The organism is Salmonella sp. 32010601201800023SM, assembly GCF_017572235.1.
Classification (GTDB): Bacteria; Pseudomonadota; Gammaproteobacteria; order Enterobacterales; family Enterobacteriaceae; genus Salmonella; species Salmonella enterica.
Window position 1 is genome coordinate 744244 of sequence record NZ_JAGEQS010000001.1, and the last position, 17393, is coordinate 761636.

At 50.6% G+C, this 17393-nt stretch carries 19 protein-coding genes; 9 read left to right on the forward strand and 10 right to left on the reverse strand.

What is annotated here, in order from left to right; translation table 11 throughout:
• Positions 1-97 precede the first annotated feature (97 nt).
• Positions 98-1000 carry an O-acetylserine/cysteine exporter gene (eamA, locus tag J4617_RS03745; protein ID WP_000987750.1) on the reverse strand — a complete coding sequence of 301 codons (903 nt, stop codon included), beginning with the start codon at positions 998-1000 and terminating at the stop codon, positions 98-100.
• A 227-nt stretch (positions 1001-1227) separates the two neighbouring features.
• Here eamA and ydeE point away from each other — a divergent pair, with 227 nt between their 5' ends.
• Both ydeE and mgtS read left to right on the forward strand, forming a co-directional pair.
• The gene (gene ydeE, locus J4617_RS03750; RefSeq protein WP_001068056.1) at positions 1228-2415 is read left to right on the forward strand and encodes an efflux MFS transporter YdeE; all 1188 of its coding nucleotides are present in this window, start codon (positions 1228-1230) and stop codon (positions 2413-2415) included.
• A 247-nt stretch (positions 2416-2662) separates the two neighbouring features.
• Positions 2663-2758, forward strand: coding sequence for a protein MgtS (gene mgtS, locus J4617_RS03755; protein WP_000901531.1), 96 nt, complete (start codon positions 2663-2665; stop codon positions 2756-2758).
• A 347-nt stretch (positions 2759-3105) separates the two neighbouring features.
• Here the strand turns inward: mgtS and J4617_RS03760 are convergent, their stop codons facing one another.
• Positions 3106-3498 (reverse strand): YdeI family stress tolerance OB fold protein, encoded by a 393-nt coding sequence (locus J4617_RS03760; protein WP_000776348.1) that lies wholly within the window; start codon positions 3496-3498, stop codon positions 3106-3108.
• Between the two features lie 426 nt (positions 3499-3924).
• Between J4617_RS03760 and J4617_RS03765 the strand changes: the two genes are divergently transcribed.
• A complete protein-coding gene (locus J4617_RS03765; RefSeq protein ID WP_001235357.1) occupies positions 3925-4452 on the forward strand; it encodes a 2-oxo-tetronate isomerase in 528 nt (175 codons plus the stop codon).
• Positions 4453-4571: 119 nt separating this feature from the next.
• On the opposite strand, the gene J4617_RS03770 is transcribed toward J4617_RS03765, so the two are convergent.
• Both J4617_RS03770 and dcp read right to left on the reverse strand, forming a co-directional pair.
• Complete coding sequence (locus J4617_RS03770; RefSeq protein ID WP_000807642.1) at positions 4572-4754, reverse strand: general stress protein; 183 nt, start codon at positions 4752-4754, stop codon at positions 4572-4574.
• Positions 4755-5097: 343 nt separating this feature from the next.
• A complete protein-coding gene (dcp, locus tag J4617_RS03775; RefSeq protein ID WP_000106263.1) occupies positions 5098-7140 on the reverse strand; it encodes a peptidyl-dipeptidase Dcp in 2043 nt (680 codons plus the stop codon).
• A 138-nt stretch (positions 7141-7278) separates the two neighbouring features.
• On the opposite strand from dcp, the gene ydfG reads away from it, so the two are divergent.
• The 3 genes from ydfG (at position 7279) to ydfZ (ending at position 9225) form a co-directional block, all read left to right on the forward strand.
• A complete protein-coding gene (ydfG, locus tag J4617_RS03780; protein WP_000636564.1) occupies positions 7279-8025 on the forward strand; it encodes a bifunctional NADP-dependent 3-hydroxy acid dehydrogenase/3-hydroxypropionate dehydrogenase YdfG in 747 nt (248 codons plus the stop codon).
• Positions 8026-8154: 129 nt separating this feature from the next.
• Positions 8155-8841, forward strand: a complete 687-nt coding sequence (locus J4617_RS03785; protein ID WP_000215563.1) for a GntR family transcriptional regulator — start codon at positions 8155-8157, stop codon at positions 8839-8841.
• Between the two features lie 180 nt (positions 8842-9021).
• Entirely contained in the window at positions 9022-9225 is a 204-nt protein-coding gene (ydfZ, locus tag J4617_RS03790) for a putative selenium delivery protein YdfZ (protein ID WP_000989267.1), read from the forward strand.
• Between the two features lie 66 nt (positions 9226-9291).
• Here the strand turns inward: ydfZ and J4617_RS03795 are convergent, their stop codons facing one another.
• The 5 genes from J4617_RS03795 to J4617_RS03815 form a co-directional block, all read right to left on the reverse strand.
• Positions 9292-10758 carry a mannitol dehydrogenase family protein gene (locus J4617_RS03795; RefSeq protein WP_017465703.1) on the reverse strand — a complete coding sequence of 489 codons (1467 nt, stop codon included), beginning with the start codon at positions 10756-10758 and terminating at the stop codon, positions 9292-9294.
• Positions 10759-10901: 143 nt separating this feature from the next.
• Positions 10902-12281, reverse strand: a complete 1380-nt coding sequence (locus J4617_RS03800; protein WP_000192118.1) for an MFS transporter — start codon at positions 12279-12281, stop codon at positions 10902-10904.
• 53 nt (positions 12282-12334) lie between these two features.
• The gene (locus tag J4617_RS03805; protein ID WP_000836488.1) at positions 12335-13354 is read right to left on the reverse strand and encodes a Zn-dependent oxidoreductase; all 1020 of its coding nucleotides are present in this window, start codon (positions 13352-13354) and stop codon (positions 12335-12337) included.
• Between the two features lie 10 nt (positions 13355-13364).
• Entirely contained in the window at positions 13365-14579 is a 1215-nt protein-coding gene (rspA, locus tag J4617_RS03810; RefSeq protein WP_017465702.1) for a starvation-sensing protein RspA, read from the reverse strand.
• A gap of 121 nt (positions 14580-14700) precedes the next feature.
• Positions 14701-15027: a YnfA family protein gene (locus tag J4617_RS03815; protein ID WP_000921389.1), complete on the reverse strand. Its 327-nt coding sequence runs from the start codon at positions 15025-15027 to the stop codon at positions 14701-14703.
• A 151-nt stretch (positions 15028-15178) separates the two neighbouring features.
• Here J4617_RS03815 and J4617_RS03820 point away from each other — a divergent pair, with 151 nt between their 5' ends.
• The gene (locus J4617_RS03820; protein ID WP_001066440.1) at positions 15179-15520 is read left to right on the forward strand and encodes a DUF1283 family protein; all 342 of its coding nucleotides are present in this window, start codon (positions 15179-15181) and stop codon (positions 15518-15520) included.
• 35 nt (positions 15521-15555) lie between these two features.
• Positions 15556-16116, forward strand: a complete 561-nt coding sequence (speG, locus tag J4617_RS03825; protein WP_000199997.1) for a spermidine N1-acetyltransferase — start codon at positions 15556-15558, stop codon at positions 16114-16116.
• A gap of 40 nt (positions 16117-16156) precedes the next feature.
• Here speG and J4617_RS03830 read toward each other — a convergent pair whose 3' ends face one another.
• Entirely contained in the window at positions 16157-16867 is a 711-nt protein-coding gene (locus J4617_RS03830) for a YnfC family lipoprotein (protein ID WP_017465701.1), read from the reverse strand.
• A 103-nt stretch (positions 16868-16970) separates the two neighbouring features.
• Here J4617_RS03830 and J4617_RS03835 point away from each other — a divergent pair, with 103 nt between their 5' ends.
• On the forward strand, positions 16971-17279 hold the full coding sequence (locus J4617_RS03835) for a DUF1161 domain-containing protein (RefSeq protein ID WP_000975516.1): 309 nt from the start codon (positions 16971-16973) through the stop codon (positions 17277-17279).
• The last annotated feature ends 114 nt before the right edge of the window (positions 17280-17393 follow it).

Here is a 17393-nt window from a genome sequence, read left to right on the forward strand (position 1 = left end):
GGCATTTTTTTAGTACCGTCTGGCTATGACAAGTCCGCCGCTATTACCCCGCGGCATGGTCTGAAACTAGCGTTTGTCTTCTTAGTAACATAATGCCTCATCCCCTGACACGCGCAGTACGGCGCACACGAAATCCAAACACATTGATATAGAGTCCAGCCATAATCAGTACTGCGCCCGCAAGTTGCATCCCGGTCAACGTTTCCCCGAGTAACACCGCGGCGCTCGCCAGCCCGACTACCGGCACCAGCAATGATAACGGCGCTACGCGCCAGGTCTCATAACGTCCCAGTAACGCGCCCCAGATGCCGTAGCCAAGTATAGTGGCGACAAAAGCCAGATACAGCAGCGACAATATCGTCGTCATATCAATGGTAATAAGGCTTTGCGTAATGTGATCCGCCCCCTCCAGTAGCAGCGATGACAGCAGGAACGGCAGGATCGGGATCAGCGCGCTCCAGACCACCAGCGACATCACCGCCGGGCGCGGGCTATGTTGCATAATTTTTTTATTAAAGATATTGCCGCAGGCCCAGCTAAATGCCGCCGCCAGAGTCAGCATAAATCCCGACATCGCTATATGCTGTCCGTTGAGACTGGCTTCAATCAATACCAGTACACCTATAATCGCCAGGGCGATCCCCGCCAACTGCTTACGTTGTAACCGCTCGCTAAAAACAAACGCCCCCAAAGCCATGGTAAAAAAGGCCTGCGCCTGTAATACCAACGACGCCAGTCCTGCGGGCATACCAAACTTTATCGCGCAAAAGAGAAAGGCGAACTGCCCAAAGCTTATCGTCAGGCCATAGCCCAGCAACAGCGTAAGCGGGACTTTAGGCCGGGCGACAAAGAAAATTGCCGGAAACGCCACCAGTAAAAACCGTAATCCTGCCAGCAATAATGGCGGCATATGGTGCAGGCCTACTTTGATGACAACAAAATTGAGCCCCCATACGACAACCACCAGTAACGCCAAAAAACCGTCTTTACGCGACATCATCGGCCCCTGTCATTATTAAAATTTTGTAAAAAGGTAAGTTATCGGAAATCAGTGCGCCATAACAGGACTTTTCTTTTTACCGTGAGCATGGCATTGAACAACACACGATGGGCAAAATCCTGCGTTATGGTATGTTAAGACTACGCTATAGCGTATAGACATCATGCTTTTGCGGGCACGGTAGATTAAAACGTCCCGATACGTAACCTCCATTTCAGGCAGGAAAAATGAATCCAGGATTGAGACGTTCGACGTTGGCTCTACTCGCCTCATCGCTGTTATTGACAATTGGACGCGGCGCCACGCTCCCCTTTATGACCATCTATCTTAACCGTCAGTACGGTTTAGGCGTGGATCTGATTGGCTACGCGCTGACCAGCGCGTTAACAATCGGCGTCGTCTTTAGTCTTGGCTTTGGAATTCTGGCGGACAAGTTTGATAAAAAGCGCTACATGTTACTCGCAATTATCGCCTTCGCCTGCGGATTTATCGCCATCCCAATGGTGCATAATGTCGTACTGGTTGTCCTGCTTTTTGCGCTTATTAACTGCGCCTATTCGGTTTTTTCTACCGTACTGAAGGCCTGGTTTGCCGATAACCTCACCGCGACAACAAAAACACGGATTTTTTCGCTCAATTATACCGTACTCAATATCGGCTGGACGGTTGGCCCGCCGCTCGGCACGCTGCTGGTGATGCAAAGCATCAATTTACCCTTCTGGCTTGCCGCTATCTGTTCCGCATTTCCGCTGGTCTTTATTCAGGTATGGGTGACACGTTCGGTTGCCGCCAGCGAGGGGAAAAATGCCGCTATCTGGTCTCCCTCCGTTCTGCTGCGCGACAAAGCATTATTGTGGTTTACGCTTTCGGCATTTCTGGCCTCCTTTGTGGGGGGCGCCTTTGCGTCCTGTATTTCACAGTACGTTATGGTCGTTGCCGATAGCGGCTTCGCGGAAAAAGTGGTAGCCGTCGTCCTGCCGGTTAATGCGGTTATTGTGGTCAGTTTGCAATACGCCGTGGGCCGTCGACTTACCGCCGTCAATATTCGACCAATGATGACGACCGGCACCGTCTTTTTTATCGCCGGGCTCATCGGATTTATTTTTTCAGGCGACAATCTGTTTTTTTGGGGGCTTTCAGCGGCAGTATTCACGATTGGCGAAATTATTTATGCCCCCGGCGAATATATGTTAATTGACAACATTGCGCCTGCCGGGATGAAAGCCAGCTATTTTTCAGCGCAATCGCTGGGCTGGCTGGGTGCGGCGGTAAACCCGCTGGCCAGCGGCGTCATCCTGACGACGCTTCCCGCCTGGTCGCTTTTCGTTGTCCTGATAATCGCCATTGTGTTCGCCTGGGCACTGATGTTAAAAGGAATGCGGATTACCCCTACGCAACAGGCTATTACCTGTTAATTATCTGCAGCCAGTGATGTGCGCAGTTTCTGGCGCACCGGGTTAACCCTATATATTGCAGGCTAATTATCTGCTGTCACTGCGGTAATTCAGGAATATTCCTGGGCGCTGACGAAAATATTCTAATGCTTTACCCTTCCAGTAAAATAAATACGCAATTCAGACTTTGCTTAAGTATAAATTAGTACTATAGTCTGTACGAGGTTTTTTAAAAAAGAGGATGCACACTAAAATAAGGAGAAACGAGATGTTAGGCAGTATTAACCTTTTTATCGTTGTATTAGGAATTATTTTATTTTCCGGATTTCTGGCCGCCTGGTTCAGTCACAAATGGGATGATTAATGAACGGAGATAATCCCTCGCAGAGCCGGCCCCTTGCTGCATCGTTGCGCAAGGGGCCGCTTTTGTCTGGATGGCAGGCAAAAAAAAACCGCCGGTTCACCAGCGGTAAATGCTTGCATGGATAGATTTGTGTTTTGCTTATACGCTACCGGGCAAATTCTTGCGAGGATAACGGATCGCTAACGACTGTAGCACCGTCAATATCAATGAAGCTTAAACGATACGCAACCAGACCTGAATAAGACATTATGGGACCTTTTGTCCCCCAGGCGCTTTTACAAGACCCATGGTATCAGGCCAGCCGCATGCCCCGTATGGCTGACCTGGAGATTGCCGGTTAGCGCGCGTTATTTTTGCAGTCGGTTCACGCGAACAAGCGGTTCCTTCGCTTTCTTGTCCAGACTACCGTTAATGTTGATCATTTGATCCGGCTGAACTTCCCGCCCATCAAATACGGCGGAAGGAATTATCACGTTAATCTCGCCGGATTTATCACGAAATACATAGCGATCGTCGCCTTTATGATCAATAAGGTTGCCGCGCAGCGAAACGGTCGCGCCATCATGCAGGGTTTTTGCCTGTTCGATGGTCATTTTTTCTGCATCATCCGTACCGCGATAACCATCCTCAATAGCATGAGGCGGCGGCGGTGCCACGTCTTTTTTTAATCCCCCTTGATCATCCGCTAGCGCGTAAGGCATTATCAGAAAACTTAAAAATGCAGCCACCTGTAGTTTCATGCTCTCTCCTTAATAACGTCTATTTGACGTATTAAGTCTGGCCGCTATTTTTAGTTTTTACAAACATGAATTTACCCGCAGAATATTAAGCAATAAAATCAACCCATCCGGATTAATATGCAACCGATATCAGCGCCGGTGAGCGCGAAAGCGTAACGGCGTAATAGAGAACTTGCCACATAGCTGAAGTCATATGCATCAACGTTTTGATAGCAATTCAGAATAATCGGCTTTATTTTTTGAGGATAATGGCCTTACGCATAATCAATGACAGTCATCGCCGCAGAAAAGTAAGCAAGTTATGCAACAGCGGGTTTGTTGGTAACTGGATAAAATAATCATTCACTGACAATGTCATAAAATAAATATGCCATACTTGAGAAGAACGAACAGATTTCATTTGTCTCTGTAACGGAAAAATAAACGATGAGATTAGAACAGCACGATATTGTCACCCTTGATGAAGCCGAATCCGTCGATAGCCTGACAAAAAAACTTGGTGATTTACTGGTTAACCAGAAACTCCGTCTGACCACTGCAGAATCCTGCACTGGCGGGAAACTGGCTTCAGCATTGTGCGCAGCAGAAGATACGCCCTCATTTTACGGTGTGGGGTATGTCACCTTTACTGATGAAGCCAAAGCAAAAATCTTACGCGTACAACGCCACAGCCTTGCCGAACATACCGCCGTCAGCGAAGCGGTCGTTACTGAAATGGCACAGGGCGCTAAGGATCAGGCTGAGGTCAATATTAGCATAGCGATCAGCGGCTATGGCGGTCCGGAAGGCGGCGAAGATGGCACGCCGGCGGGCACCGTTTGGTTTGCCTGGAATATTAACAATACAACTTTTACAAGCCGACAACATTTCAACGGAGATTGTCAGGAAGTATTAGAAAAATGCGTACGCTTCGCCCTCGCTGAATTGCTTTTTCTGTTAACGAAGAAAGCATAAACAATAATTTTATCTGGCCGGCCAGAATAACTCCCGGTCAGAATAAAAAAATGCGAGCCTATGGCTCGCATCGTATGTACAATATTTCAGAATATATTTACGAAATATCAGGAGTAAAATTAATTGCCGGATTTCCGTCCGCCACTGTGGCTATTCTGGCCACCTTTTTTACCCGCTTCAGATGCACGTTGTGGGTCGTTTTTAAAGTTCCCACCACTATGCTGGCCGCCTTTACGACCTGCTTCTGAGGCTTTCTCTTTATCTTCTGCAAAATTACCGGAACCGCCGCGATGTTCTGCCATAATATAATCCTCATGATGATGTTGCGTTTTAAATATGATATGTCTTCTCATATCATGTGATACAGTTCTAAATCTAGTCGCCCTGTGCGCAGTGTCAAATTCATTTCTGCATTATTTACATAATACCGCCACATAGCGAAAAATATATTTTCGAAAACGTCAACAGCGAAGCGGTAATAAATCATTGGCAATCAAGCCACCACGGGAAAATAAGTAGAAAAATCCGAATGCACGCCCTCGTTATATTCAGACAACTTAACCCCATAAATTTAACTGGCTGTCATCAGAAGTGCAGGATTCATTTTCAGGCGGTTGTTCGACAATGCCGAACAACCGTATCAGCTTAGCGATCGAGCCCACGATATTGCAACATGGGGTCAATATGCGGTTCATGTCCACGCCAGGCTGAATAAAGCGTTTCTAAATCAGTACTATTCCCCCGGGAAAGGATAACATCACGAAAACGCTGCCCGTTTTCACGCGTCAGGCCGCCCTGCTCTACAAACCATTGATAACCGTCATCCGCTAACATTTGCGTCCACAGGTAGGCGTAGTATCCCGCTGCGTAGCCGCCGCCGAAGATATGGGCAAAATAACTGCTGCGATAGCGGGGCGGCACTGCCGGTAAATCAAGATGCTCGGCGGCCAGCGCCTGCTGCTCGAACTCAGCGACAGACTGCTCTGCTACGCTCTCCTCCAGCATATGCCAGCGCATATCCAGCAATGCGGCGCCGAGCAATTCAGTCATATCGTAACCTTTATTAAATAAACTCGCCTTGCGCATTTTTTCCTGTAAATCAGCGGGCATTTTTTCACCGCTGTCGACATGACGCGCGTAGCGTTCGAACACGCGTGGATGGCTCGCCCAATGCTCATTAATCTGGGAGGGAAACTCGACAAAGTCGCGGGGCGTATTGGTACCTGAAAGCGTGGCATAGCGCTGAACGGCAAACAAACCATGTAACGTATGACCAAACTCATGGAAGAGCGTAATAACGTCGTCCCAAAGCAGTAATGCAGGCTGCCCATCAACCGGTTTCTGATAGTTACATACATTGTATATAACGGGCCGGGTTTCATTGAGTGTGGATTGCTCGACAAAATTCCCCATCCACGCGCCGCCGCTTTTCGAGTCCCGCGCGAAGAAGTCGCCATAAAATAACGCCATGCCGACACCATCGGAGTCGAAAATCTCCCACACCCGAACATCAGGGTGATACACCGGAATGTCAAAACGCTCGACGAAGGTGATGCCGAATAGCTGGTTGGCGGTCCAGAAAACCCCCTCTTGCAACACCGTATTTAAGGCAAAATAGGGCTTCAGTTGCGCTTCATCTAACGCATATTTTTCCCGCCGTACCTGTTCGGCATAGAACATCCAGTCCCAGGCCTGAACGGTGTAGCCGCCCTGCTCACCATCAATGACGTTCTGAATTTCCGCCTGTTCATTGAGTACACGCTGACGCGCTGGCGGCACAATGCCACGCATAAAGCTCAGTGCGGCTTGCGGCGTTTTCGCCATCTGATCGGCCATTTTCCATGCGGCATAATTGGGGAAACCCAGCAGTTTTGCCTGACAGCGACGAATCTCTACCAGACGCTGAACGATAGCGCGGGTATCGTGGGCATCTCCTTTTTCCGCCCGAGTCCATGACGCTGCGAATAAATTTTCGCGGGTCTGGCGATCGCGCAGCGTAGCAAGCGCAGGCTGTTGCGTCGTATTAAGGAGCGGAATGAACCAACGCTCCTCCAGGCCTTTTTCACGCGCCGCTTCAGCAGCGACGGTCATTTCTTCCGGGCTTAATCCTGCCAGGCAATGCGCGTCATCTACCGCCAGCCCGCCCGCTTTACTTGCCGCCAGCAGACGCTGATTAAACTGACTCATTAAGGTCGCTGATTCGGTATTCAATACTTTCAGTCGCGCTTTATCCTCTTCGGCAAGCTGCGCGCCTGCCAACACAAAACGCTGATGGATAACATCGACCAACCGTAGCGACTCATCATCCAGCCCCAGTGAGTGACGCTGTTGCCAGACGGCATCCACGCGAGCGAATAACGCGCTATTCAGATAAATATCGTTGGAGAGCGCCGCCAGCTCGGCAGAAAAGGCCTCATCCAACCGCTGGAGTTCATCGTTAGTGTGTGCGGCCGTCATCGCGAAAAAAACGCTGGTGACGCGTGACAGAAGCGCCCCGCTTTGCTCCAGCGCCAGAAGCGTATTCGTAAAGTCAGGGGCCGCCGGATGATTGACGATGGCCTCGATTTCCACGCGTTTTTGCCGCACGCCCTCATCAAAAGCAGGACGATAATGGCAATCTTTGATCCGATCAAAACGCGGTGCCTGATAGGGCAACATACTCTGGTCTAACAAAGGATTCGTCGACATTTTTCACTCCTGAAAATAGGTTGATCATAAGAGTAAGCTTCCCCCTATGCTGACCGCAACCGTGTTAACCAGGATTACCCTTTCATAAACGCCGCGTGCTATGGTAATACAACACAAAAAGCGTTGAGGAACTGTGTGATGATCGTTTTAGTAACTGGAGCAACCGCAGGGTTTGGCGAGTGCATTGCACGCCGTTTTGTTGAGAATGGACATAAAGTCATTGCCACGGGACGTCGTCATGAACGCCTGCAAGCGTTAAAAGATGAGCTTGGCGAGAACGTATTGACCGCCCAACTGGACGTGCGCAACCGCGCGGCCATCGAAGAGATGATGGCCTCTCTGCCTGCGCAGTGGCGCGATATTGATGTGCTGGTCAATAACGCCGGTCTGGCGCTGGGTCTTGAACCGGCGCATAAAGCCAGCGTAGAAGACTGGGAAACTATGATCGATACTAATAATAAAGGCTTAATTTATATGACCCGCGCCGTGCTGCCAGGAATGGTCGAACGTAATCGCGGTCATATCATTAACATCGGTTCAACCGCCGGCAGTTGGCCTTATGCTGGTGGCAACGTCTATGGCGCGACGAAAGCCTTTGTGCGCCAGTTTAGCCTGAATTTGCGCACGGATTTACACGGCACGGCGGTTCGCGTGACCGACATTGAACCGGGTCTGGTTGGCGGTACCGAGTTTTCCAGCGTCCGTTTCAAAGGCGACGATGAGAAAGCGGGTAAAACCTACGAAAATACCACCGCGCTCACGCCAGAAGACATTACCGAAGCGGTATGGTGGGTGGCCACACTCCCCGCGCATGTGAATATTAATACCGTTGAAATGATGCCTGTTACCCAATCTTTCGCAGGGCTCAGCGTCCACCGTAGCTAAGAGGTTATACCCGGTCTGCGGGCCGGGTAACCCCTGGCAAACGTATCTGCAACCAAGAACATGATCGGTATAGACCGCCACGGAAAAGTGGTAGAGTATCCGGGTCAACCGCCTAAAAAGTAAGAATGAATGACCGTCGAAACGCAGCTTAACCCTACACAGCCTGTCAACCAGCAAATTTACCGTATTCTTCGGCGTGATATCGTGCATTGTCTTATCCCGCCTGGCACACCGCTATCAGAAAAAGAGGTCTCAACCCGTTTTAACGTTTCGCGTCAACCGGTGCGCGAGGCTTTTATAAAGCTGGCGGAAAATGGGTTGATTCAGATCCGCCCTCAGCGCGGTAGTTATGTGAATAAGATTTCGCTTTCTCAGGTACAGAATGGCTGTTTTGTACGGCAGGCGATCGAATGCGCGGTGGTCCGCCGTGCGGCGGCGATGATCACCGACAACCAGTGCTATCAACTGGCGCAAAACCTGCACCTGCAACATATTGCCATCGAGCGCAAACAGATTGATGATTTTTTCCAGCTTGATGACGATTTCCACCAAAAACTGGCGCAGATCGCCGATTGCCAGTTAGCGTGGGATACCATTGAAAATATCAAAGCGACAATTGACCGGGTTCGCTATATGAGTCTGGATCATGTTTCTCCACCGGAGATGTTGCTGCGCCAGCACCATGATATTTTCTCCGCGCTGGAAAATCGTGATGGCAATGCGGTTGAGAGCGCAATGACCCAGCATTTGCAGGAAATTAGCGAATCCGTCCAGCTTATCCGTCAGGAAAACAGCGGCTGGTTTAGCGAAGAGTAACCCCCTTTAACGTCGGGGTGAGACGCCTTCTCCGCTTTCTCACCCTGCACATTCCCGCCTAAAAAGCCGTGAGCTTGATCAAAAACAAAAAAAATCCGCAACGATAAGCGTATTTATATGTCGCCCGTCATGCGGGGAAACCTGCGGGCTTTGGCAGTAAGTTTGAAAGGAGAAAACACGATGATGACATACGATCGTAACCGTAACGCAATCACTACCGGTAGCCGGGTCATGATAAGCGGCACGGGTCATACCGGGATTATCAAAGCCATTGAGAGCGAAGGTCTGGATGCAGGTCAAATTCGCCGCGGCAAAACGGTGATTGTCGAAGGTTGTGAAGGTAAATTCGCGCCGGTCGAACTGATTCGTCTTGGCATGAACTGATACCACTGGCCGCTAAGAACCGCTCCGGCCTTCCCGGTAGCATAATGCTACCGGGTCTCTGTTGCGCTACTTCAACCGCTCGGCATATTTCGCCACGCTCGCTTTCGCGCCATATGTCAGTAAACTGTCATAGGCTTCTTGCACTTTTTGCGTAAACCGCGCCGCCTGCGGCAAATCGTTGCCGAAAATTTCTGCCATTCCCAGCAGCGCCTTAACACGACTGGCGCCTTCTTCACTGTTTGCCACGGCGCGCTGAATAACCGGCAATAGCGGATCGCTAATGTCGATCGCCTTGCCCTGTTCATCCACGCCACCAACGTAACGCATCCACCCCGCCACGCCCAGCGCCAGCAAATCAAAATCGCTATGATTAGCAAGATGCCAGCGAACGGAGTCCAGCATACGCTGCGGAAGTTTCTGGCTGCCATCCATCGCAATCTGCCAGGTACGATGACGCAGCGCCGGATTACGGTAACGCGCAATCAACTGATCGGCATAACGCTGTAAATCTACCCCCTGGACTTTCAGCGTGGGCGCCTGCTCGCGTAACATTAACGCCTGTGCGGTCAGACGATAGTTGTCGTCAGCCATGCAGTCATTAATATGCTGATAGCCGGCAAGATACCCCAGATAAGCCAGGAATGAATGACTGCCGTTAAGCATTCGCAGTTTCATCTCTTCAAACGGAACCACGTCGGCGACCAACGTCGCGCCCGCGTTTTCCCACTGCGGACGACCCACCACAAACGTATCTTCTATCACCCACTGGCGAAACGGTTCACAGGCAACGCCCGCCGGATCGCGCACGCCGGTCAGTTGTTCGATTTTATCCAGCGTCTCCGGCGTGACCGCAGGGACAATCCGATCAACCATGGTTGACGGAAATGTCACGTTTTGCTCGATCCATATCGCCAGTTCCGCATCCACCTCCCGGGCGTAAGCCGTCACAACCTGACGCGTCACATGCCCATTTTCCGGCATGTTGTCGCAGGACATCACGGTAAATGCCGGTAAGCCTGCGGCTTTACGACGCGCTAACGCTTCGACAATAATACCCGGTGCCGTTAGCGGTTGATGCGGATTTTGTAGGTCGGCGGCAATCATGGGATGTTCCAGCAGAAGTTGGCCCGTAGCTGGCGAATGACAATACCCTTTCTCGGTAATGGTCAGAGACACAATCGCTATTTGCGGTTCGCACATCGCCGCCAGCACACGTTCCAGACCATCAACCTGAACATGCAACGCCGCTTTAACGACGCCCACCACACGCGCCGTCCAGGCTTCCGCCGACATCTCCGCCACGGTATAGAGGTTATCCTGCTGCTTTAGATCGGCAATCTGTTGTTCGCCGCCAATAAGATTAACCTCATAATAGCCCCAGTCGCTATGCTGCTCCGCAGCCAGAATATCTGTATAAACCCCCTGATGCGCGCGATGAAACGCGCCAAAACCGAGATGGACCATCCGCGCCGCCAGCGCCGCGCGATCGTAATCAGGAAGCGTCGCCTTTGCCGATAAAAGCCTGTTTTGCATTTTATAACCTCTATATTCTGAAAGCGGAACAGTCGCAGAGTAACGCCTGCCCTGGTGCATTTGGATTTACGCTAATTAAACAAAAGTGACCGGGCAGCATGGCCGAAACCGCATTAGCGTTCCGGCCATACCGCCAACACGATTTAACTCGTCTGAGTTGCGGAGTGGCGTAACTTCTCTGCCGCTGTCGCTTCCGCCGCATCCTCAGGCAAACTCAGATCGCGATCTCTGACCTCCGGCATCAACAGCGCAGAAATCAGACCAATACACGAGTAGAGCACCAGCATAATTAAGATGGGCAGCCAGGAATCGGTCATGTTACAAAAGATCCCTGCGAGGACGGGGCCAAAACCGACCGCCACCAGCCCCCCTGCCTCTTTTGAAATCGCCATCCGGGTGAAGCGATTACGCGATCCGAAAATTTCCGCCATGGTGATGTTTTCCAGCGCAAATAATCCCAGCACGGCAAAGTTATGAATAACAATGAGCGCTGCCATAATAACGCCAGGGCTATACGTTTTATCTACCACAATAGACAGCATCGGCCAGGCGAGAATAATCGCGGAGATATTCAATATTATATACGGCAGCCGACGGCCGTATTTATCGGACAACCACCCTAATAGTGGGATAGTGATAAAACCAATTACGGAACTTATCATTAACGCATCGGTTGGGATAGATTTGTTAAATAATAACGTCTGAACTAAATATCCGGCAAGGAAAGTTTGAATAAGTCCGGAATTCCCCGCTTGTCCAAAACGTAAACCTGTGGCCAGCCAGAAAGATTTGCTGGTAAACATCGCGCCCAATGTATTTTCTGACGCAGGCGTTAACGCTGGCGATTTTTCACCTTCGCTTACTTTTTCGAATACCGGACTTTCTTTCAGATTCATTCGCAGCCAGATCGCGAATATCATAACAACGACGCTCGCCAGGAAAGGAATACGCCATCCCCAGGCGATCAGTTGTTCGCGTTCAAGCGCAAAGAACATCACCGCCCAGATCGCCGTCGCGCTCAACGTACCGCAATTGGTGCCCATCGCGACCAGCGAGGAAATGATGCCACGCTTTCCTTTCGGCGCATACTCGGCCAGCATAGTACCCGCGCCGGAAATTTCCGCCCCGGCGCCCAGCCCCTGTATAATTCGCAATGTCACCAGTAATACTGGCGCAAAAATGCCGATTTGCGCATACGTCGGCAGTACGCCAATCAGCGTGGTGCAGATCCCCATCATGGTGATGGTAATAAACAACACTTTTTTTCGTCCGATGCGGTCGCCCATTTTACCAAAAACAAAGGCGCCGATGATTCTGGCTATATAACCTGCACCATAGGTGCCCATTGCCAGGATAAGCGCCATCGCGGCAGACTGTTCCGGGAAAAATATTTCATGGAAGACCAGAGCCGCGCCTAGTGAATATAACTGAAAATCCATAAATTCAAGCGCGGTGCCTAACCAGCCAGATACGGCAGCGCGCACTAAATCCTGAGTCGATCGTTCATGCTTTATTTGTGTCATATAGGCAATCTCTAAGAGGTAAGATGCGTACCACTTACTCGCAATTATTTATATTATTTCGCAAAAGTGAGTAAAACTTTGCAGCATTGACGCTGGTCTTTTTCAAATAATTCAATCGCGTCAGTGACATGTTGATAATCAAATGTATGCGTTATCAGCTTATCCGGATCAATAAGCCCTTTACTCAGCCAGTCAATCACGACCGGGAATTTATTGGCATTAAGACGCGATGAATAAATAGCCAGCTCTTTTCCGGTAATACCCTGCTGTACAATCTCACACGGGTCGCTGGAAAATCCCATCAGGACAATGCGTGCCGCAGGCGATGCAAGGGTAATCGCCTCTTGCAGGATAGCGGGATGACAGGCGGCATCGACAATCAAGGTCGGTTTTAGTGCCTTCTGCTGTAGAAATTCCGCCAGTGAATGTTGACCATTATTGAGGGTCCAGTCAGCGCCGCTCTGCTTCGCCATCGCTAAACGCTCTTCAATGCGATCAACGACTATGACCGTTTTAACCTGATAAACCCCCTTCAGCGCCTGTACGGTCGTCAGTCCCATCGGGCCTGCGCCATAGATAAGCGCCACGTCCTGCTCGGTCGGATTCACTTGTCCCGTCACATTTGCCGCAATGGTAAACGGCTCAACCATGACGGCATGATGATCTGCGATGTTGTCCGGTATGCGATGAGCATTACGGGCCGGCGCCACCGCATACTCGCTGAAACCGCCGTCACGATGCACGCCCAGCACCACCAGCGAGGTACACACATTGGGTTTACCGACTGAACAAGGGTAACAATGCCCGCAACTGATCACCGGATCGACGGATACCCGTTCTCCTATCCGGTCGTGATTGACGTTGTCGCCTACCGCGTCGATGACACCGAAAAATTCATGGCCTATGACACGGGGATATTTTGCAAAGGGATTATGTCCCCGATAAATATGACTGTCGGAACCGCAGATACCCGCCAGTTTCACTTTAATGCGAACTTCGCCCGGCGCAGGCTGTGGAAGCGCGCGCGTTTCGATAGTTAATGTATTCGGTTTTTCGATTACGATGCTTTTCATTTTTCGCTCCTTACCAGTTCCACAGTGTGCCGTCTTCCAGGCGGGCCACCGGCAAATAGGCTGGATCGTACGGATATTTCGCCGCCAGTTTTTCATCGAACTCAATGCCCAGTCCTGGCTTGTCGCCCGGATGCATATAGCCACCCTCGAACGTCCAGTTATGCGGGAAAACCTCCAGCATCTGTTCGGAGTAGCCCATAAACTCCTGCACGCCAAAGTTAGGCACCCACAGGTCGAAATGTAATGCAGCGGCCATACAAACCGGCGACAGATCGGACGGCCCATGCGAACCGGTACGCACCTGGTAGAGCGAGGCAAAATCGGCAATGCGGCGCATCCCGGTAATACCACCGGCATGGGTAATCGTGGTGCGGATGTAGTCAATCAATTGCTCTTCAATGAGCTGTTTGCAATCCCAGATACTGTTAAAGACTTCGCCTACGGCAATCGGCGTAACCGTATGCTGGCGGATCAGGCGGAAGCACTCCTGATTTTCAGCCGGCGTCGGGTCTTCCATCCAGAACAAACGATAGTCTTCAATACTTTTGCCAAAGCGGGCAGCCTCAATAGGCGTCAGTCGGTGATGCATATCGTGCAGAAGATGTTCATTAAACCCGAACGTATTACGCACGGCGTCAAACAGCTTTGGCGTAAAATCGAGATACTTTTCCGTTGACCACAATTGTTCTTCCGGCCACTGACCTTTTGTCGCAGGCTCATAGGCCAGTCCCTTGCCTTTCGCCATGCCGTAGGTGGTTTTCATCCCCGGAACGCCGCACTGCACGCGGATTGCTTTGAACCCTTGCTCTTTATGACGCGCGTAGTCTTCCAGCACATCGTCGATGGTGTGGCCTGTGGTATGGCAATACACCATGACGCCTTCACGCGAAGCGCCGCCGAGTAACTGATACAACGGCATATTGGCGGCTTTGGCTTTAATATCCCATAGCGCCATATCAACCGCGGAAATGGCGGACATGGTGACAGGGCCACGGCGCCAGTACGCGCCTTTGTAGAAGAACTGCCAAATATCTTCGATGCGGCGAGCATCCCGCCCGATGAGCTGTGGGCACAGGTGATCGGTAAGGTACGAGGCCACCGGGAGCTCGCGTCCGTTCAGGGTGGCATCCCCCAGACCGGTGATCCCGTCTTCCGTGGTTATCTTTAAGGTGACGAAGTTACGCCCTGGACACGTAACAAAAACTTCAGCCCCTACAATCTTCATTTTTATTCCTTACATCGCATTATTGGATGCAGGAAATTTACCCAACTGAGCTACTACCATACAAGTATATTGATGTAAAAAGCGCTGCCAGATCACAAAATGTTCTGGTCGCGCGGCAATGTTACGTACGTCCCCATCCGACGACGATAATCAGCATTCCACACAGCGCGATCAGCGCGCCGCACCAGTCATAAACCGTGAGCCGGACGCCATCGACAACACGTAACCACAGGAGCGCAGTACAGACATATACCCCACCGTAAGCCGCATAAACCCGCCCACTCGCCGCCGGATGCAAGGTCAAAAGCCAGACGAATAACGCAAGTGACGCAGCGGCGGGCAGAAGCCACCACACGCTGGCGCCGCGCTTAAGCCATAGCCAGGGAAGAAAACATCCAATGATTTCACAGAGGGCGGTGACAAAGAAAAGCAGAGTCGTCTTTAGCATGAGATTCATTTGGTTACGAAATGATAAGTGATAATACAACAGAATATCGTTACGGTTATCCGGCCATTCTTGTGTATATGCCAGGCATAAGGATTGGTGTAGAATTTACAGGTGGTTTACCGCTTTTCCCCTCTAATGAAAGGATGTTGTGATGAACAATACGCTGAGCAAACGCCTGTGCCTGACGGCAATGCTTACGTTGGCGGCCGTTGTATATACTACTTCCGCATTCGCTGAAACCAGTAAACTGGTGATTGAATCGGGAGATAGCGCACAAAGTCGTCAGGAAGCGGCGATGGAAAAGGAACAATGGAACGACACTCGCAGTCTGCGCCAGAAAGTGAATACCCGCGCAGAAAAAGAGTGGGACAAAGCCGATGCCGCCTTTGATAACCGCGATAAATGCGAGCAAAGCGCCAACATCAACGCCTATTGGGAGCCCAATACGCTGCGGTGTCTGGATCGTCGTACAGGTCGCGTTATTACGCCCTAATGCAGGATAACTAAAAGGAAGTGTAAGGATACAGTATGACAAGTGACTACAAGGTCAGACTGCGCCCGCTTGAGCGTGAAGATTTACGATTTGTCCACCAGCTTGATAATAATGCCAGCGTTATGCGTTACTGGTTTGAAGAGCCGTATGAGGCTTTTGTCGAACTGTCGGATCTCTACGACAAACACATCCACGACCAAAGCGAACGGCGCTTTGTCGTCGAATGCGACGGTGAAAACGCCGGGCTGGTAGAACTGGTGGAAATTAACCATGTGCATCGGCGGGCGGAATTTCAGATTATTATCTCGCCGGAGTACCAGGGAAAAGGCCTGGCGTCACGCGCGGCCAAACTGGCGATGGATTACGGATTTACCGTACTCAATCTCTATAAATTGTATTTGATCGTCGATAAAGAGAATGAAAAAGCGATTCACATCTACCGTAAACTCGGGTTTAGAGTAGAAGGCGAGCTGATTCATGAGTTCTTCATTAACGGCGAATACCGTAACACCATCCGCATGTGTATCTTCCAGCAGCAGTATCTGGATGAACATAAAACGTCCGGTTCTACGCTCCTGAAACCCACCGCGCAGTAAACGTGGCGCGGCAGTCACGGAGAGTCGCACCGCGCCCGGTTTAGTAGTAATCGATACGATTTTTAATGGTGTAATGGTGGGACACTGCCGGCTTAACGCTCTCATCGACGATAACAAGCCGGCAGTCAACAGGGTTCGCGTACGCATCATATTCGCAGCTCTGTGTGACGTTGCCGACCTGTCGATCATCCACCCGGCTGACTGCCGTGTAATCCAGCTTTTTACGCGGGTCTGCGGAGGGTTTTGCCGTCACAGAGAGCGTATTCTGCGAGTTTATGGTTGTCTTACCTAGCGGATAGCCTTCGCTATCATAGCGATACTCGACTTTCATCTCTTTGCCCGTCGCCGATACCACAAAACCGTTGTCGTCCGTTTCCCAGGTCACGCCCGCCGAAGGCAACTCCGCCAGCTGGCACTTCCCCTGTAACTGCACCTTTTTTTCCAGCGTCTGAGCATCCCGGTAATAATTGGCATCCAGCACGAGCGCCAGCTCCGTATTATTCTCCAGATCGTGTAACTCAAGCGTATCAAAACAGCCTTCTTGTGAAAGCGTACCGGTGACCTGCTTCGCCACTTCGCCATTCTCACTCATCAATGTCTGGCTGAAATCCTTTACCGGACCACGTAATGGATCAAAATCAAATTCGTTCGAAAAACTGGCCATTTCCGGCGTAAAAGACTCAAGGGATTTCGGGTTATCACAACCTGCCAGTATCATGCACAATAACGTCAGTAAAAGAGGTTTCTTCACACGTGTCACCAGGATGAAAAGATATTTATCATCATATTAGCAAATACAGTTATTTACACGAAAAATGCTAAGCTTAGAACATCGTCATTAATCACAGGAGTTCATGATGAAAATCGCAACTGCAATAGCCGCTCTGGCGTTAGTTAGCGCCCCCTCGCTGGTGATGGCGGCACCGGGATCGTGCGAGAGAGTAAAAAGCGATATTGAACAACGTATCATCAATAACGGCGTGCCGGCGGATAATTTTACGCTCACTATCGTTCCTAACGACCAGGCCGATCAGCCGGACTCACAGGTGGTGGGCCATTGCGCGAACGACACGCATAAAATTCTTTATACCCGCACCAGCAGCGGCAATGCGCCAGCCAATACCTCTCCCGCTCAGGACGGTTCATCCGCCGAACCGCAATAACCTCCTCCTGCCCTCCGGGTCCGGAGGGTAACGCTCTTTGACATGGATTAATAATCCTTACTCCCAAAGGGGTAAACTCATTACATCATTAGCATGTTAATAATTTCGTTATAG

Coding starts and splice junctions, on each gene's coding strand:
- eamA (WP_000987750.1), bottom strand. CDS start 1,000: ATGATGTCGCGTAAAGACGGTTTTTTGGCGTTACTGGTGGTTGTCGTA.
- ydeE (WP_001068056.1), top strand. CDS start 1,228: ATGAATCCAGGATTGAGACGTTCGACGTTGGCTCTACTCGCCTCATCG.
- mgtS (WP_000901531.1), top strand. CDS start 2,663: ATGTTAGGCAGTATTAACCTTTTTATCGTTGTATTAGGAATTATTTTA.
- J4617_RS03760 (WP_000776348.1), bottom strand. CDS start 3,498: ATGAAACTACAGGTGGCTGCATTTTTAAGTTTTCTGATAATGCCTTAC.
- J4617_RS03765 (WP_001235357.1), top strand. CDS start 3,925: ATGAGATTAGAACAGCACGATATTGTCACCCTTGATGAAGCCGAATCC.
- J4617_RS03770 (WP_000807642.1), bottom strand. CDS start 4,754: ATGGCAGAACATCGCGGCGGTTCCGGTAATTTTGCAGAAGATAAAGAG.
- dcp (WP_000106263.1), bottom strand. CDS start 7,140: ATGTCGACGAATCCTTTGTTAGACCAGAGTATGTTGCCCTATCAGGCA.
- ydfG (WP_000636564.1), top strand. CDS start 7,279: ATGATCGTTTTAGTAACTGGAGCAACCGCAGGGTTTGGCGAGTGCATT.
- J4617_RS03785 (WP_000215563.1), top strand. CDS start 8,155: ATGACCGTCGAAACGCAGCTTAACCCTACACAGCCTGTCAACCAGCAA.
- ydfZ (WP_000989267.1), top strand. CDS start 9,022: ATGATGACATACGATCGTAACCGTAACGCAATCACTACCGGTAGCCGG.
- J4617_RS03795 (WP_017465703.1), bottom strand. CDS start 10,758: ATGCAAAACAGGCTTTTATCGGCAAAGGCGACGCTTCCTGATTACGAT.
- J4617_RS03800 (WP_000192118.1), bottom strand. CDS start 12,281: ATGACACAAATAAAGCATGAACGATCGACTCAGGATTTAGTGCGCGCT.
- J4617_RS03805 (WP_000836488.1), bottom strand. CDS start 13,354: ATGAAAAGCATCGTAATCGAAAAACCGAATACATTAACTATCGAAACG.
- rspA (WP_017465702.1), bottom strand. CDS start 14,579: ATGAAGATTGTAGGGGCTGAAGTTTTTGTTACGTGTCCAGGGCGTAAC.
- J4617_RS03815 (WP_000921389.1), bottom strand. CDS start 15,027: ATGCTAAAGACGACTCTGCTTTTCTTTGTCACCGCCCTCTGTGAAATC.
- J4617_RS03820 (WP_001066440.1), top strand. CDS start 15,179: ATGAACAATACGCTGAGCAAACGCCTGTGCCTGACGGCAATGCTTACG.
- speG (WP_000199997.1), top strand. CDS start 15,556: ATGACAAGTGACTACAAGGTCAGACTGCGCCCGCTTGAGCGTGAAGAT.
- J4617_RS03835 (WP_000975516.1), top strand. CDS start 16,971: ATGATGAAAATCGCAACTGCAATAGCCGCTCTGGCGTTAGTTAGCGCC.